Origin of the sequence: Rugosimonospora africana (genome assembly GCF_016862975.1) — a bacterium.
Classification (GTDB): Bacteria; Actinomycetota; Actinomycetes; order Mycobacteriales; family Micromonosporaceae; genus Rugosimonospora; species Rugosimonospora africana.
In genome coordinates, this window is sequence record NZ_BONZ01000022.1 from 54,513 (window position 1) to 70,471 (window position 15,959).

General features: G+C 70.2%; 13 protein-coding genes and 1 riboswitch. Of the genes, 8 read left to right on the forward strand and 5 right to left on the reverse strand.

What is annotated here, in order from left to right:
- Positions 1-65 precede the first annotated feature (65 nt).
- Positions 66-275: riboswitch (cobalamin riboswitch) on the reverse strand.
- A 116-nt stretch (positions 276-391) separates the two neighbouring features.
- Positions 392-2,137: a putative bifunctional diguanylate cyclase/phosphodiesterase gene (locus tag Raf01_RS12325; protein ID WP_203917955.1), complete on the reverse strand. Its 1,746-nt coding sequence runs from the start codon at positions 2,135-2,137 to the stop codon at positions 392-394.
- A gap of 266 nt (positions 2,138-2,403) precedes the next feature.
- Between Raf01_RS12325 and Raf01_RS12330 the strand changes: the two genes are divergently transcribed.
- The 5 genes from Raf01_RS12330 to Raf01_RS12350 all read left to right on the forward strand — a co-directional run bounded on the left by Raf01_RS12330 (position 2,404) and on the right by Raf01_RS12350 (position 8,387).
- The gene (locus tag Raf01_RS12330; protein ID WP_203917956.1) at positions 2,404-3,201 is read left to right on the forward strand and encodes an ABC transporter permease; all 798 of its coding nucleotides are present in this window, start codon (positions 2,404-2,406) and stop codon (positions 3,199-3,201) included.
- Complete coding sequence (locus Raf01_RS12335) at positions 3,194-4,039, forward strand: ABC transporter permease (RefSeq protein WP_308442648.1); 846 nt, start codon at positions 3,194-3,196, stop codon at positions 4,037-4,039. Before Raf01_RS12330 ends, Raf01_RS12335 begins: the two co-directional genes overlap by 8 nt.
- 3 nt (positions 4,040-4,042) lie before the next feature.
- Positions 4,043-5,032, forward strand: coding sequence for an ABC transporter ATP-binding protein (locus Raf01_RS12340; protein WP_203917957.1), 990 nt, complete (start codon positions 4,043-4,045; stop codon positions 5,030-5,032).
- Between the two features lie 363 nt (positions 5,033-5,395).
- Positions 5,396-5,998 (forward strand): FKBP-type peptidyl-prolyl cis-trans isomerase, encoded by a 603-nt coding sequence (locus tag Raf01_RS12345; protein WP_373319523.1) that lies wholly within the window; start codon positions 5,396-5,398, stop codon positions 5,996-5,998.
- 331 nt (positions 5,999-6,329) lie between these two features.
- Entirely contained in the window at positions 6,330-8,387 is a 2,058-nt protein-coding gene (locus Raf01_RS12350) for an elongation factor G (protein ID WP_203917958.1), read from the forward strand.
- A 66-nt stretch (positions 8,388-8,453) separates the two neighbouring features.
- Here Raf01_RS12350 and Raf01_RS12355 read toward each other — a convergent pair whose 3' ends face one another.
- Positions 8,454-9,149 carry a TetR/AcrR family transcriptional regulator gene (locus tag Raf01_RS12355; protein ID WP_203917959.1) on the reverse strand — a complete coding sequence of 232 codons (696 nt, stop codon included), beginning with the start codon at positions 9,147-9,149 and terminating at the stop codon, positions 8,454-8,456.
- Positions 9,150-9,240: 91 nt separating this feature from the next.
- On the opposite strand from Raf01_RS12355, the gene Raf01_RS12360 reads away from it, so the two are divergent.
- The 3 genes from Raf01_RS12360 (at position 9,241) to Raf01_RS12370 (ending at position 13,265) form a co-directional block, all read left to right on the forward strand.
- Positions 9,241-10,677: an MFS transporter gene (locus Raf01_RS12360; RefSeq protein ID WP_203917960.1), complete on the forward strand. Its 1,437-nt coding sequence runs from the start codon at positions 9,241-9,243 to the stop codon at positions 10,675-10,677.
- 144 nt (positions 10,678-10,821) lie between these two features.
- Positions 10,822-12,384: an ArnT family glycosyltransferase gene (locus Raf01_RS12365; RefSeq protein WP_203917961.1), complete on the forward strand. Its 1,563-nt coding sequence runs from the start codon at positions 10,822-10,824 to the stop codon at positions 12,382-12,384.
- A 14-nt stretch (positions 12,385-12,398) separates the two neighbouring features.
- Positions 12,399-13,265: an aminoglycoside phosphotransferase family protein gene (locus tag Raf01_RS12370; protein WP_203917962.1), complete on the forward strand. Its 867-nt coding sequence runs from the start codon at positions 12,399-12,401 to the stop codon at positions 13,263-13,265.
- 10 nt (positions 13,266-13,275) lie between these two features.
- Here Raf01_RS12370 and Raf01_RS12375 read toward each other — a convergent pair whose 3' ends face one another.
- The 3 genes from Raf01_RS12375 to Raf01_RS12385 all read right to left on the reverse strand — a co-directional run bounded on the left by Raf01_RS12375 (position 13,276) and on the right by Raf01_RS12385 (position 15,958).
- The gene (locus Raf01_RS12375) at positions 13,276-13,908 is read right to left on the reverse strand and encodes a TetR/AcrR family transcriptional regulator (protein WP_203917963.1); all 633 of its coding nucleotides are present in this window, start codon (positions 13,906-13,908) and stop codon (positions 13,276-13,278) included.
- Positions 13,905-14,597, reverse strand: a complete 693-nt coding sequence (locus Raf01_RS12380) for a hemerythrin domain-containing protein (protein ID WP_203917964.1) — start codon at positions 14,595-14,597, stop codon at positions 13,905-13,907. The genes Raf01_RS12375 and Raf01_RS12380 overlap by 4 nt, the downstream gene beginning before the upstream one ends.
- A 398-nt stretch (positions 14,598-14,995) precedes the next feature.
- The gene (locus Raf01_RS12385; RefSeq protein WP_203917965.1) at positions 14,996-15,958 is read right to left on the reverse strand and encodes a hypothetical protein; all 963 of its coding nucleotides are present in this window, start codon (positions 15,956-15,958) and stop codon (positions 14,996-14,998) included.
- Position 15,959 lies beyond the last annotated feature (1 nt).

Genomic DNA, 15,959 nt, shown 5'->3' on the forward strand with positions numbered 1-15,959 from the left:
GCGGCTTCTCACCGCCCCGGTTGCTGGCGTCGACCGTCCCGCGCGGCCTTCGACCGCCGCACGCGGGCGCGTGCGGCGCGCTGGCAGGTCTTCGGACTCGCGGGCATGACCACGGACGGTCGCCTACTGGCCGTCGCTTCCCAGGCCGTCGTGGCCCAGTGCTGTATGACGGCGGTCGTTCCCACTCACCGCTGCGGGGCAGTCCCGGACTCGCACCGGGTTCCCTCTTGCCTCGATCCTCCGGGGAGGATCGAACCAGCTGCGAGAAGCACTATATATGGGTGGCCCGGCGAACAAGCAACACCAGATGGTGTGTCGGCGTGTCGTCGTGGCCGGCGTCACTCGACACGGGTCGAGGGCGTTGCCGGGTCACGCTGGCGGCGACAGGCGCTCACCGGGCCGCGGCGACATCCGTCTTGGTGGTGAGCAGCCCCACCAGATCGTCGGCCGGCCTCGGCGGACTGAGCAGGAAGCCCTGGGCATGCGGAACGTTCAGCGCGCGGAGGGACTCCAACTGCGCCGGTCGTTCGACGCCCTCGGCGACCACCGCGAGGTTGAGATTGCGGCCGAGGTCGGTCAGCAGCCTGACCACCGCGTGGTCGCTGCGGTTGTCCACCATCCCGCCGACGAACAGCTTGTCGATTTTTATCCCGCTGATCGGCAGCACCGACAGGTGCCGCAGCGTGGAGGAGCCGGCTCCCATGTCGTCCAGCGTGATGCCGACGCCGAGGGCACGCAGCCGCTCCAGCCCCGGGATGGCCTCGGTCAGCACCGTCAGGTCGGCCGATTCGGGAAGCTCCAGGCACAGCCGCGTCGGGTGTAGCCCGGAGGCGCTCAACGCGGCCGCGACGCGGTCGTCGAAGTCGGCGGTTCGCAGCGTGTCGACCGTCAGATTGACGTTGACGAACTGCGGCGCGAGCGGCCCCAGCGCCGCACTCCAGCGCGCCGCGTCGGAGCAGGCGCGGGTGAGGATCCACCAGTCGAGAGCCGGCAGTTGGTTGGCGCGCTCGGCGTCGGCCAGGAACGCGTCGGGACCCAGCAGGCCGTGACGGGGATGACGCCACCGCACCAGCGCCTCGACGCCGGTCACCCGTCCGGCCCGCAGGTCGACGATCGGCTGGTAGTGCAGCAACAGCTCGCCATCGTTGATCGCGTGGGCGAGTCCGTGGCCGGCGCCCGGGTGGTGCGCCTCAAGCTGTTGCCCCACACCGAGTACCACTCGCACGGCATCGCCACCCTGCTGCTTCGCCTGGTACATCGCCATGTCGGCTTCGGTCAGCAACGTGTGGCCGTCGGCGCGGACACCACTGACCGCCACCCCGACGCTGGCCCGGCTGTGCGCCCCGGTGGGCAGCGCCACGTCGGTGTTCGCGAGCGCGGCCCGGAACCGTTCTCCGATGGTCAGCGCCACGCTTGCCACCGCGAGGTGCGCGGGCAGGCGCCCCAGTACCGCGAACTCGTCGCCACCGACCCGGGCCACCAGCTCGCCGGGCCAGGCGGCACCGATGAGCCGGCGTGCGGCGGACACGATCAGCCGGTCTCCGGCGTTGTGCCCGAGCGCGTCGTTGACCTGTTTCATCCGGTCCAGATCGAGGTAGACCACCACGATCCGGTCGTCGCCGGCATCGCGACAGGCCGCGTTGAGCTGGTCGAGGAACTGGGCCCGGTTGGCCAGTCCGCTGAGCGGATCGGTGACCGCCTGCACGGCCATGAGATGCGCCAGCGCCTCGAACAGCCGGGCCGCCGAGATCCGCCGCAGGCCCAGCTGGGGATCGAGGACGATGATGTCGTCGTACCGGCGGTCACGGTCGCGCCGGCGGGCCCACTCGCAGACCTCGACCACCGGTGCGTCCGCGGCCACGATCAACGGGTTCCAGTCGGCGACACGACCCACCGGCGTGCGCGCCCACAGTGCCCGACCGTATCCGAACGGTCCCGACATCAAGTGCGCGAACGACTGTCGACCGATGAGCCCGATGTCCCGGGCGCCGGCCCAGACCACGACACAGGGCAGTTGCGGATCGGCACGGAACTGGCGGTCGAGATCCTCACAGGGCAGGTCGGCGGTCACCCAGGTCACCGGACGCGCGATGGCGCCGACGGTGATGGCCGGCGGTTGGTCGCCGATTGCACGCATTGCCCCGTCTTCCCCACGTCATCGGATGGAAGCCCGTCCGCCAGTATCCCAGCTTCAAACCATTCGCGAGTGCCGAAATTTGCCCGTACAGGGCCGGCCCGGTGCGCGCTTATCGGTCCCGGTTCGGTCGGAAATGCGCGTGCGGGGCGGCCGGCGTACCGGCTATCCTTCCCGCTGCTTGCCCAGGGTGCGGACGGCCCGGTCGGGGTCCTCGCGAAGCCAAGAGCGAGCCAGACATTGGCTCTTTCTTCCACCCCGGGGGTGCGATGGGTACCGCGTGGGCGCTTGCGGGCGCCGGCTTCCGCCGCTATTCGACCTACCGGCAGGCAACCGTTGCCGGCGCGTTCACCAACACCGTGTTCGGTTTCCTGCGCTGCTACGTGATCCTGGCGGTGGCCGCGACGGCCGGCGGTATGGCCGCCGGCTACCGCGGCTCGCAGCTGGTCACGTACGTCTGGATCGGCCAGGGTCTGCTCGCCGTCGTGCAGATCTGGGGCTGGACCGACCTGGCCGACCGGATCCGCACCGGCGACGTCCAGTCCGACCTGCTCCGGCCGCTCCACCCGGTGGCCAGCTACCTGGCCACCGACCTGGGCCGGGCCGGCCACGCGGCACTCACCCGCTTCGTGGTGCCGACCGCGGTCGGCGCGCTGTGCTTCGACATGTACGCCCCGCACACACTGCTCAGCTACCCGGCGTTCCTGGCCAGCACGCTGGTCGCGGTGGTGGTCTCGTTCGGGGTCCGCTACCTGGTCAACCTGACCGCCTTCTGGCTGCTGGACATCCGGGGCGTGATCACCCTGTGGCAGCTCGGTGCCGGCGTGCTGAGCGGCCTGTACTTCCCGCTGGCGTTCCTGCCCGGCTGGGCGCAGGGCGTGCTGTGGCTCGGCACGCCGTTCCCGGCGGCGTTCCAGGCGCCCATCGACATCCTGGTGGAGCGCGGCAGCGTGGGGCACCGCTCGCTGCTGCTGTTCGACCAGCTGTGCTGGGCGGCGCTGCTGATCGGGGCCTGCATGCTGGTCCAGCGGCGGGCCGAGCGGAAGCTGGTGGTACAGGGTGGCTGACCTGCTCTGGCGCCGCGCCACGACGCCGACCGGTCGTCCCGGGGCGCTCGCCGGCTACCGGCAGCTTCTCGCCGCGCAGGTGCGCAGCCAACTGCAGTACCGCGCCTCGTTCGCCATGGACCTCGTCGGCAACCTGCTGCTCACGCTGATGGACGTGGCGGCCGTGGTGGTGCTGTTCCGCGTCACGCCGGTGCTGGGTGGCTTCACCCTGCCCGAGGTGCTGCTCATCAGCGGCCTGGCCAACCTGTCCTTCTCGCTCTGCGACCTGGCGGTCGGCAACATCGACACGATGCGGCAGTACATCCGGACCGGCCGCTTCGACGCGGTGCTGACCCGGCCGCTGTCCGCGTTGCTCCAGCTCGTCTGCGGCGATCTGGCGCTGCGCCGGCTCGGCCGGGTCACGCAGGCGGTGGTGGTACTGGTGATTGCGCTGAACCTGGCCCACGTGCGGTGGACGCCCGCCCGGGCGGTACTGCTGGTGGTGGCGCCCTCGTTCGGCGCGGTGCTGTTCGGCAGCGTCTTCGTCGCGGGCTCCACGGTGTCGTTCTGGTTCATCGAGTCGGGGGAGTTCTCCAACGCGTTCACCTACGGCGGGCGCGACTTCACCGCCTACCCGATCACTGTGTACGCGGGCTGGTTCCGCAAGGCTTTCGCATACGGGCTGGGGTTCGCGTTCGTCGCGTACTACCCGGCGCTGGCCATCCTCGACAAGCCCGACCCGCTGGGCGGGCCACGGCTGCTGTCCTGGTCGTCGCCGGTGGTGGCGCTGGCCGCCGCTGGGGTGGCGGCGTTCATCTGGCGTATCGGCATCCGGCACTACCGAAGCACGGGGTCCTGACACATGAGCGAGATCGTCATTTCCACCGCCGACCTGCGCAAGGAGTTCACCGTGTCGACCCGGGTGGGGCTGCTGCGCCGCGCCCGGCGCACGGTGCCCGCGGTGGCCGGAGTCGACCTGACCGTGGCGCGCGGCGAGATGCTCGGGTACATCGGCCCGAACGGCGCCGGGAAGTCCACCACGCTGAAGATGCTCACCGGCGTCTTGACCCCCAGCAGCGGCGAGGTGACCGTGTGCGGCTTCCGTCCGGTGGCGCAGCGCACCAGGCTGGCCCGACAGATCGGCGTGGTGTTCGGCCAGCGCTCCCAGCTGTGGTGGGACCTGCCGCTGGCCGAGTCGTTCCGGCTACTGCGGTACATCTACCGGGTACCCGCCGCCGACCACGCGGCCCGGCTGGCCGAGTGCCGGCGGCTGCTCGACCTCGACGCCTTCCTGGACACCCCGGTCCGGCAGCTGTCGCTGGGACAGCGGATGCGCGGCGAGATCACCGCCGCCCTGCTGCACAGCCCCGAGGTGCTGTTCCTGGACGAGCCCACGATCGGCCTCGACGTGGTCAGCAAGCAGGCGGTACGCGCGTTCCTCGCCGACCTGGGCTCGCGCGGCGACACCACGCTGGTGTTGACCACCCACGACCTGGCCGACATCGAGAAGCTCTGCCGCCGCCTGGTCGTCATCGATCACGGCCGCGTGGTGCACGACGGTACTCTGCCCGAACTGCACGCCCGGTACGATTCGCGGCGCCGCGTCGTCGTCGATCTCGACACTCCCTGGGCCGGCCGGACGGGAGTGCCCGGCGCGGTGGTGGAGGCCGTCGAGGCGGACGGCCACCGGGTGACGTTCGGTCTGTCCGGTGGCACGGCCGGCGAGCTGGTCGCGGCCCTGGCGCGGGACGGCGCCCTGCGCGACGTCGCGGTACTGGAACCGGACATCGAGGACGTGGTGGCCCGGCTCTACGCCGAGCCGGCCGGGGATGACCGGGTCGCCAGCCGCTGATCGGGCGCCCCGGGTGCCGGCCAGCCGCCAGCCGCCCGGGGCGGGTCCGACCGGGTACTGTGTCCGAAGCCTCCGTCCCCGCGACACGGCGGGCACCGTCGGGGAAACCTCGCCAGCAGAAAGCGATGCATAGTGAGCGACGACCAAGCGACAGAGCTGGAAGCGGACTCGGCAGAATCGACCGAGAAGGACGGGTCGGCCGAGAAGGCCGGATCGGCTGAGGACGCTGGATCGACCGAGAAGGCCGCGTCGGCGCAGGACGCTGGATCGACAGAGAAGGCCGCGTCGGTTGAGAAGGCCGGATCGACTGAGAAGGACGCGTCCACGGGGCAGGGCGGTTCCGGGGAGAGCGGGCGGCCGATACTGTCCGACCGGGTCCGGCGCGACGCCGTGAAGCTGGTCAAGTCGGCCAACCAGGATGCCGTCGCCAGACGTCGCCGGATGCAGTCGCTGGCCGGTGGGTTGGCCGGGCTCCTCGCCGTCGTGCTGGTCGTCGTCGGGTACCTGGCGCTGAACAGTTCGCGCGACAACGACTCCGCCGGCAGCCCGGCGGTCTCCCCATCCGCCGCGGCCAACGGCCTGCCGCCGGGAGCCGATCCCGCGCTGGGTACGCCGCCGACCGTGACCGCCGGCAGCGGCGACGTCAGCAAGCTCGTCGTCACCACGCTGATCAAGGGCACCGGCCCGGCGGTCAAGGCGGGGCAGAACATCACCGTGAACTACGTCGGCGTCACCTACAAGGACGGGCAGAAGTTCGACGCGTCCTGGGACCGGGGCCAGCCGGCCACCTTCCCGATCGGCGTGGGCCAGGTGATTCCGGGCTGGGACCAGGGGCTGGTCGGTGTCCCGGTGGGCAGCCGGGTGCAGTTGGACATCCCGGCGAAGCTGGCCTACGGCGACAACCCCGCCAACGGCGCACCGGGCGGCCCGCTGCGCTTCGTGGTGGACCTGCTCGCGGCCCAGTAATCCTCGCGGGTCGGTGACTCGCGCCGCACAGTGACTTCAGCGCTCCCCGGGCGGCACGCCCGGGGAGCGCTGTCATTGCCGCCGGCCGCCCCGCGCCCCTCGGCACCCGGAGGTTGGCAAAACTCGGTCGTGCGCCGGTGCCCGGCGTGGTTGACTCAGCCCAGCGGGTTGATTCAGCCAGCGGGTTGATTCAGCGCCGCTGGCTCAGCCGCCCAACGACCTCAGCCGCCTATCCGTCAGGGAGACGACATGCGAGCGACCTTCACCTCCATCGGACAGAGGGTTCTCATCTCGTCGAGGGGCGTGGCGGTTGCTGGGCAGAACGCTGAACTTGGGGATTCTGGCGCATGTCGACGCCGGTAAGACCACACTGACCGAACGGCTGCTTTACGCGGCCGGAGTCATCGACGCCGTCGGCGACGTCGATGCGGGCACCACCCAGACCGACACCCTGGCGCTGGAACGCCAGCGTGGTATCACCATCAGGTCCGCCGTGGTGTCGTTCGAGATCGCCGGAGTGACGGTCAACCTGATCGACACGCCGGGGCATCCGGACTTCATCGCCGAGGTGGAGCGGGTACTGAGCCTGCTCGACGGCGCGGTACTGGTGATCTCGGCCGTCGAGGGCGTCCAGCCACAGACCCGCGTCCTGATGCGGGCGCTGCGCCGGCTACGGGTACCGACGCTGTTGTTCGTCAACAAGGTCGACCGCCGAGGCGCCGACACGAGACGCGTCGTCGAGACGATCGCGGACCGCCTCACGCCCGCGATCATTCCGATGGGTACCGTGGACGGGATCGGCACCCGGGCCGCGCGGTGCACGCCGTACCGCCTCGGAGATCCGGCTCTGCGCACCACACTCATCGAGGCGCTCACCGACCGGGACGAGTCGCTGCTTGCCGCCTACGTCGATAACGAGCACGCCGTCACCGACCTCCGGCTGGGCCGGGAACTCACCGCCCAGACCCGCCGGTCCCTGGTCCACCCGGTCTTCTTCGGATCGGCGATGACCGGGGAGGGCGTCCCGGCCCTGAGCGCCGGCCTGGTCGAGCTGCTCCCCGCAGAGGCGAGCGACCCGGAAGCCGTCGCCGCGGGCCGCGTCTTCAAAATCGACCGCGGACCGGCGGGGGAGAAGGTCGCCTACGTGCGCATGTTCGCGGGCAAAATACGTGCGCGGGAACGGTTGCCCATCGCGACGGTGAGCGACACCGAGGTCAAGGTGGTCGAGTCCACAGTGGCTGAGTCCACAGTGGTCGGACGCCGGGCGGCCGAGGCCAAGGCGACGGTCATCGAGGTCTCGGACGGTGGCGGCTGGGTTCGGCGCCCGCAACTCGTGGCCGGTGAGATCGGGCGGCTCTGGGGCCTGACCGAGGCCCGGGTCGGCGACACGATCGGCCGCCCCGCGCGGGCCGCGACCGAGCACCACTTCGCACCGCCGACGATGGAGACGGTGATCGTTCCCGTACGCCTCAACGACGACGGTGCGCTGCGCGCCGCGCTGGCACGGTTGGCCGAGCAGGATCCGCTCATCAACGTCCGGGCGGACGACACCGGGCGGGAGGTCTACGTCTCGCTGTATGGCGAGGTCCAGAAGGAGGTCATCCAGGCGACGCTGGCGATGGAGTTCGGCATCGACGTCGACTTCCACGAGACGACGGTGATCTGCGTCGAGCGTCCGGTCCGCGCCGGTGAGGCCGTCGAGATCCTGAACACCGAGTCCAACCCGTTCCACGCCACCATCGGTCTGCGGGTCGAGCCGGGACCGCCCGACTCGGGAATCGAGTTCCGGGTGGCGGTCGAGCCGCCGAAGGTTCCGCTGTACGTCTACAAGAACCTCGACAACTTCACGGAGTACATGGGCGGGTACGTGCGCCAGACCCTGCGCGAGGGCCGCTTCGGCTGGCAGGTCACCGACTGCGTGGTGACGATGGTCGACAGCGGCTACAGCGTGGCCGACGGCCCGCCGTCGAAGCGGGGCCCGCTCAGCACGCCGGCCGACTTCCGCAACCTCACTCCGTTGGTGCTCATGCGCGCGCTCGAGCGGGCCGGCACCGTGGCCTGCGAGCCGATGCTCAGGGTCAGCCTGGAGGTCCCGGTATGGGCGATGAGCGCCGTGCTGACGGCGCTGGGCCGCCTCGGCGCGGCCGTACGGCACCAGTCGGTGTCGGGCGACCTGACCACCATCGAGACCGTGATGCCGGCGGCGAGGACACCGCACCTGCAACGCCGCCTGCCCGCCCTGACCGCGGGGGAGGGGGTTCTGGAGTCCACATTCGACGGTTACCGGCCGGTGCACGGCGACCCGCCCACCCGACCGCGGACGACAGCGGACCCACGCCATCGCGAGGAGTACCTGACATCCCTGACCCGGCACGGCCGCCGGGGCTGACCCGGCGCCGGCCGCACCACGGCCGCGCGGGTTCGTGCCGGCCGTGGCGCCGTCGCCCGTCGCGGGCTAGCGTGCCCGCGCCGCCGGATCGCGCTCGTTGTCCAGCCTGTCGAGGATCGCGTCAAGACCCAGTGCGAATCGTTGAGTGAACTTGCCCAGCGTGAGTTCGCCCCGCACGGCGGTGAGGTCAGGGTATTGGTCCGTGGACAGGCCGGCAAGGAACTCCTCGACCTGGTCGAGCCGTGCTCCTTGGCCGGGTCCCTTGCCGAACGCGGTCTCCTGGCTGGCGAAGCCGACGACGTAGTTGACGAGGACGACGTAGCCGTAGCTGGCCAGCTTGTCGGTGAAGCCATTGTCGCGCAGGGCGCCGACGACCTGGTCGGCCAGGCGCAGGCCGTTCGGACCGAGCATCGGGCGCCCGAGCAGCAGGTGCGGGGTAGCGGGGTGCTCGATGATCGCCTTGCGCAGTCCATGCCCGATGGTCTGAAGTTGCGAACGCCAGCCGGCCCGGCGCGACGGCAACTCGCACTGACCGACGACATAGTCGATCACCAGCGCGAACAGCTCCTCCTTCCCCTTGACATGCCAGTACAGCGACGGCGACTTGATGCCCAGCCGCGCTGCCAGCTTGCGCGTGCTGAACTGCTCGATCCCGTCGGCGTCCAGCAGTTCGAGGCTCGCCCGAACGATGTTCACGCGGTCCAGGCGGGCCTGGCTGTCGCCGCTGTCCGGCCATGGGTAGCGCCACGTCTGCCCGGCCATCGCACCCCTCTCACCCGTTCGCCTCAGCCTACCATTGCAAGGGACTCCCTATCGTTGTTAGTCTGCGCCTATCGACGATAGGGGAGGCCCGATGGCGACCGTTTCTGTGGCGAGACCGACCCGCGAACGCACGAGTTGGCTTCCGCTCGTCGGGATCGTCCTCGCGGTGTTCATGCTGATGCTCGACGCGACGGTGGTGACCGTGGCGTTGCCGGCCATGGCGCGCGATCTCAACGGCAACCTCACCGACCTGCAATGGGTGATGAACGCCTACACGGTCGCGATGGCCGCCGTTCAGCTCACCGCCGGTGCAATGGCCGACCGCTATGGACGGCGAAGGCTGTTCCTGATCGGCGTCGCGTGCTTTGCCCTGGCCTCGCTGGCCTGCGGCCTCGCCACGACGGTCACGCTGCTGGTCGCCGCGCGGGCTGTCCAAGGGCTCGCCGGTGCGGTCATGTTCGCGACCACGCTCGCGCTGATCGGCCAGAGCTACACCGGCGCGGCACGCGGGACCGCATTCGCCGTCCGCGGCACGGTCGCCGGGATCGCGGTGGTACTCGGACCTGTCGTCGGCGGCCTACTGACCGACGGCCTCGGCTGGCGGTGGATCTTCTTCGTCAACCTGCCTGTCGCGGCCGCCGCCACCGGCATCGGCTGGTGGAAACTGTCCCGGCACGAGGAACGCGTGCGCGGCGGCAGGATCGACATCGCCGGCCCGGTCCTGATGGCCACCGCCCTCGTCGCGCTCGTGTACGCGCTCCTCCGCGCCAATGACGAGGGCTGGACCGACCGGCTGATCCTCGGCTGTTTCACGACCGCCGGCCTCGCCCTCGCGGGGTTCTTCCTCGTCGAGAGCAGGCTCGCCCACCCCATGCTCGACCTCCGGCTGTTCACCGACCGTGGATTCGTCGGCACCCAGATCGGCTCGTTCGCCGTCCAGGCGAGCGTCTTCGGGCTGTTCGTCTACCTCTCCGTCTACTTCCAGGACCAGCTCGGCGACAGCGTCATCACGGCCGGCCTGTCGTTCCTGCCCATCGTGATCCCCATCATGATCACCGGAGCGGCCGTGGGCGCCGTCCTCGACCGCATGCCGCCGCGACTCGCCGTCGGTAGCGCGCTGGGGCTCATCGGCGTCGGCGTGTACCTCATGCACGGCGTCACCTCGCACACCGGCTGGGGCCACCTGGTAACCGGCATGATCGTGGCCGGTGCCGGCTGCGGCGTCGCCCTGCCGGCGCTCGGCTCCCTCGCCGTCGACGTCCCACCGGCGCGGGTCGGTGTCGCATCCGGCGTCAACAACACGGCGCTACAAGTGGGATTCGCCCTCGGCATCGCGATCGACGGCGCCATCCTCGGCACCTTCCCGCGCACCGGCGCCGGCTTCGCCGACGGTCTCAATCACCTCATCACTTTCGGCGCCTGCACCGCACTCGCCGGCGCGGCCATCGCCGCCGCGCTACTTCCCCGCGGCCGCGTCTCCCGGGAAACGACGGCTTCGCCCCTTGTTCAACGCGATCCCGACCATTAACCGCGGGGCTGCCTGCCGGACAGCTAAGGATCGCCGCGCGGCGTATTCTCACTGCGGTCGGTACGCCCGTCGACGTCAACCTCAGCCACGCACCCGGCGACCGGACCCTCTCGCGCGCACGGCTCGACTGGAGAAGGAAGTGGCATGACGTCCGGAGTCACCCCGTCCGCTCAACAGCCGATTGCGACAGAAGGCGCCGACGAGACCGGGTCCGCGACGGTGGGAGAGACCGGCATCGCGCGGTTCGACCGGCGGGTGATCGTGGTGGGTGCCGCCGTGTTCGCCGTGCTGATGGCGCTGTCCACCCGGTACGGCTTCCAGCGTGACGAGCTGTACTTCCTGGACTGCGCCCGGCACCTGCAGGGCAGCTACGTCGACCAGCCGGTGCTGATTCCGGTGCTGGCGCGGGTGTCGCTGTGGCTGTTCGGCCTGTCCCTGACCGGGTTGCGCGTGTGGTCCGCGCTCGCGGCGTTCGCCACCGTGCTGATCTGCGCGTTGACCGCCCGCGAGTTGGGCGGTGCCCGTAGGGCGCAGCTGCTGGCCGCGCTCGGCGCCGCGACGATGCCGGTGGTGATGGCGGCCGACCATGTGCTGGAGACCACCAGTCTCGACATCCTGGCCTGGAGCGCGCTGGCATTTGTCATCGTCAGGATCGGGCGCACCGGCGAGCACCGCTGGTGGCCGCTGGGCGGTGTGATCCTGGGTCTCGGGCTGGCCAACAAGCACCTGGTGGGTTTCTTCGCCCTGGCGATGTTCATCGGTGCACTGCTGTCCCGAGGTCGCCGGGCCGTACTCAACTGGTGGTTCGCGGCCGGCACCGCGGTCGCGGCCGCGTTCACCGTGCCCGACCTGTGGTGGCAGGCCCGACACGGCTGGGCGACGATCGCCATGACTCAGGCGCTCAACCAGGAAAACGGTGGCCCCGGCCACATCGCCGACTGGATCGTCGGGCAGCTGCTCATCGTGTCCTTGGCGATGGCGTGGATCTGGATAGCCGGGCTGCGTTTCCTGTGGCGTTCCGGGCGGCCGCTCTGGCGCGCGTTGGTGTGGGCGTACGCGCTGTTGTTCGTGGTCTTCGCCCTCACCACGGGTGGTCAGATCTACTACCTGTCCGGTGCCTACGTGTACCTGCTCGCCGCCGGTGCCGTGGCCGTCGACCAGTGGCTGCACGCGAAACGGCGCCGGGTCCCCATCCTCGCGGCGGGCACCGTGCTGACGACCGCGCTGATCCTGCCGATCGTGCTGCCGGTGCTGCCGCCCGACGAGGTCGGCTGGACGTACTCGTTGAACCAGGACGGCGGCGAGCAGGTCGGTTGGCCGGAACTCGTGGACTCGGTGCACTCGGTGTGGACGTCGCTGCCGCCCGAGCAGCGCTCCGGCGCGGTCATCTTCACCGGCAACTACAGCGAAGCCTCGGCCATCAACGAACTGGGCCGGAAGGTGGGGTTGCCGACCGCGATCAGCGGGCAGAACAGCGAGTGGTGGTGGGGTCCCGGCACGAGCGACGCGAGCACCGTCGTGGTCGTCGCGTCGCGCGACGTCACCGCCGCCGACGTTGGGCGCTATTTCACCGGGGTACGCGAGGCGGCGACCGTCACCAACCCGTACGGCATCCACAACGACGAGTGGGGCGACCACATCTACGTGTGCGGCGGCCTGCGCCAGCCGTGGTCGCAACTGTGGCCCCAGCTACGCCACTACGATTAGCGACGAGCACGAGCATGCGCGACAACGAGATCGTGGCTGACGCCGACCTCGTGCGGCGGCTCCTCGCCGCACAGTTCCCGCACCTGGCCTCGCTAGCCCTGACCCGAGTGCAATCGACCGGGACAGAAAACGTGATCTACCGGCTCGGCACGGACCTCTCCGTGCGCCTTCCTCGCATCGAGGACGCCATCCGGCAGATCGAGTTCGAGGCGCAGTGGCTGCCACGACTGGCTCCGTGCGTGACGTTCGCGATCCCGGAGCCGGTCGGGCTCGGCGCCCCCGGCGAGGGCTACCCGTGGCCGTGGGCGATCCATCGCTGGATCGACGGCGTCCACCCGACCGAGGAACTGGCCGGCAGCACCGAATTCGCGACCGATCTGGCGCGCTTCGTCGTCGACCTGCGGTCGGTCGACGCCTCCGGCGCGCGAGGCGGGTACCGCTCCGTTCCGTTGCGCAGCCGGGAGCGTGGGTTCCTCGAATGGACGTCGGCGGCGAAGGACCTCATCGACACCGCTGCGATGCTCGAGGTGTGGGACGAAGCGCTCGCGGCTCCGGAGTGGGACGGCCCTTCGAGGTGGACGCATGGCGATCTGCTGCCCGGCAACGTCCTGGTCCGAGGGGGACGGCTCCATGCCGTACTCGATTTCGGTACCGCCGGCGTGGGCGATCCGGCCTGCGACGCGTTTGCCGGCTGGGCAATGCTCGACCCGCCCGCGCGACGTGTCTTCCGTCAGGAGGCCGGCTTCGATGACGCGGCCTGGGCCCGGGGTCGTGGTTGGACGTTGACCTTCGTCGGCGCACTGACGTATTACCGCGACACGAATCCGGTGCTGGCCGAGGTGGCGCGGCGCTCCATTCTCCGGGTACTGGCGGACGGCTAGCCGCTCGTCCTCACGCTTCCAGCATCCGGTCGATGACGTCGGCGACCCATTCCTCGTACTGCCGCGCGGACCAGCCGGCGTGCCCGGTCAGCAGCTGGTAGACCTCGACGGCGAGGACGGCCCACAGCCCGTCGTGCTCTCGTTGGGTCAACGCCCGGCCGGCGACGAGAGAGGCGGCCCGGCCGATGTCCGTGCGCCGCCTGTCCTCCTCCTCCCGCACGTGCCCGGCGAGGTCGGCGTCCGAGGCCCCCGCCTCCCGCAGCGCGAGGTGCAGCCCCGCGGTACGGCCGTGGATAGCGGTCATCAGCCGGGCCGCCGCGGCGATCCGCTCGTCGCGGGTGCCGGACCGCAGCGCCGCGAACTCCGGCCGCTCGGCCAGCGGGACGGCCTCGGCGTCACCCACGATGGCGGCGTCGAGGGACTGCTTCAGCAGTTCGCCCTTGGACCGGAAACCGGCGTAGAGCGTCTCGACCGCGACGCCGGCCGCGCCGGCGATGTCCCGCATCCCGGTCTTGGCGAAGCCTTGCCGCGCGAACAGTTCGCCGGCCGCGGCGAGCACCGCGGCCCGGGTCTGCGCGGCCTGCTGTTCCCTGCGTGGGGAGCGGTACCTGCGGCGGGTCGACTCGGTCTGTTCGGCGGTCATAGGCCGGCCGTCACTCGGTCCGTCGAGGGTTCCGGAGTCCACCGCGCGGTGGCTCGGCGCCGGTACGCCCGGGCAAACCCGTGCAGCAGGATGAACCGTGCCACCGCGGGTACCACGTGCACCACTGTCTGGTAGCCCTCGGGGTCGATGCCGTCGAGCAGCCAGTGCCCCTCCAGGCCGAGCTGCTGCAGGGACTTCGGCTTCACGTTGTACTTCTGGTCCCAGGAGTGCCAGTCGGCCTGGGTGATGCTGGCCGACACCACCGGCATGCCTTCCTCGACCTCGCGGTCGAGGTGCGGGACGAGCACGGTCACCAGTACGGCCAGCGCGGTCACCAGGTCGGCGCGGGCATCCTCGGTTGTGGTGTCCGCATACCGCCGCCCGGCCGCGATCGTCGCGTCGACCGCGGGCGCGATCCGCCGGTGGTCGGCGTCCAGCGAGTCGAGCAGCGGGCCGGCCTGCGGATTGCGTTGGCGTACCAGCGGCCACAGCCCCTCGTCCTCACCGGTGTGGTGGGCGTGCAGCAGGTCCATCAGCCACACCGCGTGCTCGCCGAGCGCGCGGCGCTGCCGGCCCCGCGGGTACGGCTGGCTGGTCAGCACGGCCTGCATGCGCTCCAGGTCGCGTCGCAGCGCGTTGTGCACGATGCCCATCATCCGGGTGTCCGCCGGATCCGATTCTCCTCGCATGGCATTGCCCCCCTTGGTCTTGGCCGCCTTGGCCTTGGTCGCCTTGGGCCCTGGTCGCCTTGGTCTTGGCTGCCTTTGGCCTTGGTCGCGTTGGGCCCTGGTCGGTCTTGGCCGTCGTCGTCTTGGCCCGAACAGTAGGACGAGCACGTTGTGAATACAACTGCGTTCTAGTGAATTAATCGTGCCGGGTCGCCGAGGGTCGCGGACCCGACGGAGATTTGATGACAAAGCGGGCGACGTGGTCGCGGGGGGATACCTCGCCGCGACGCTTTGCTCTGCTTACCTATACGCAGCGCTGATCGCGATTTTCGTTGCGTATAGGTAAGCAGAGCAAAGGATGCGGGAACGGCCATGCCCGCCGGCGCAGCGGAAGGGCGGCGGCCGGCGGGCGTCGAAATTCAGGCGGATACCGGCTCGGACTCGACCTTCGGCGTCTTCGGGATCGCGGTGCTGGCGGGCGCTTCGCGGCGTTCGGCGTCGACGCTGGCGAGGTACTCCTTCATGGTGCGCTCGCGACCGTACCGGTGACGCAGCCACAGGTATCCGACGACTGCCGCCGGCCCGAAGTAGGTCTGCGCGGGAATGACGACGTCCAGGCGGGTGTCGACGAAGTTGATGAGCATCCCGGACAGCGTGGGGAAGACCGCACCGAACACGACGACCAGGATCAGCGCCAGCCGGAGCCCGGGCCGGCCGTACGCCTTGACGGCGGCGATGGTGAACCCGGCGTAGACCAGCAGGTCGCCTAGGCCGACGATGGCCTCGTCGAAGCCGATGCGCATGCCCATCGCCGGGAACAGCGGGTGGTTGACGAACGCGCGAATGAGCAGGTTCGACACCGGCCACACGACGGTGAAGACCGTGTCGTAGATGGCGAGCCCACCGGCGAACCAGGCCACGTGCCGCAGTTGCATGCCGCCCTGCACGTACAGGTTGGCGACGGAGATCGCGGCGAGCAGGACGACCAGGCTGTTTTCGGCCCAGACGAACTGCCAGTTGAAGACGTCATTGATCATGTGGTGACCCATCCACAGGTCCGCGCCGATCAGCAGCCCGGTGCCCAGCCACAGCGGGCCCGGAGAGAGAACCGGGCGGAATCCGATGGACAGTGCCGCGGTGAACGTCAGCGCCAGCACGGTGGTGAGAGCCCATTGCGGCAGGAACAGGTAGAGCCCGGGCAGGACCACCAGGAACACGAACAGGATCGCCACGTCGCGACCGTTGAACCTGCCGATCGCCGGACGCTCGAGGCGCACCCGGCGCAGGTAGTACAGCGCGCCCAGGCAGGCCATCATCGCGCCGAGCGTGGTCACGCACAGCTGGAACAGAGAGAGGAACGTCTGGGAGCTGCTCAGGTTCATG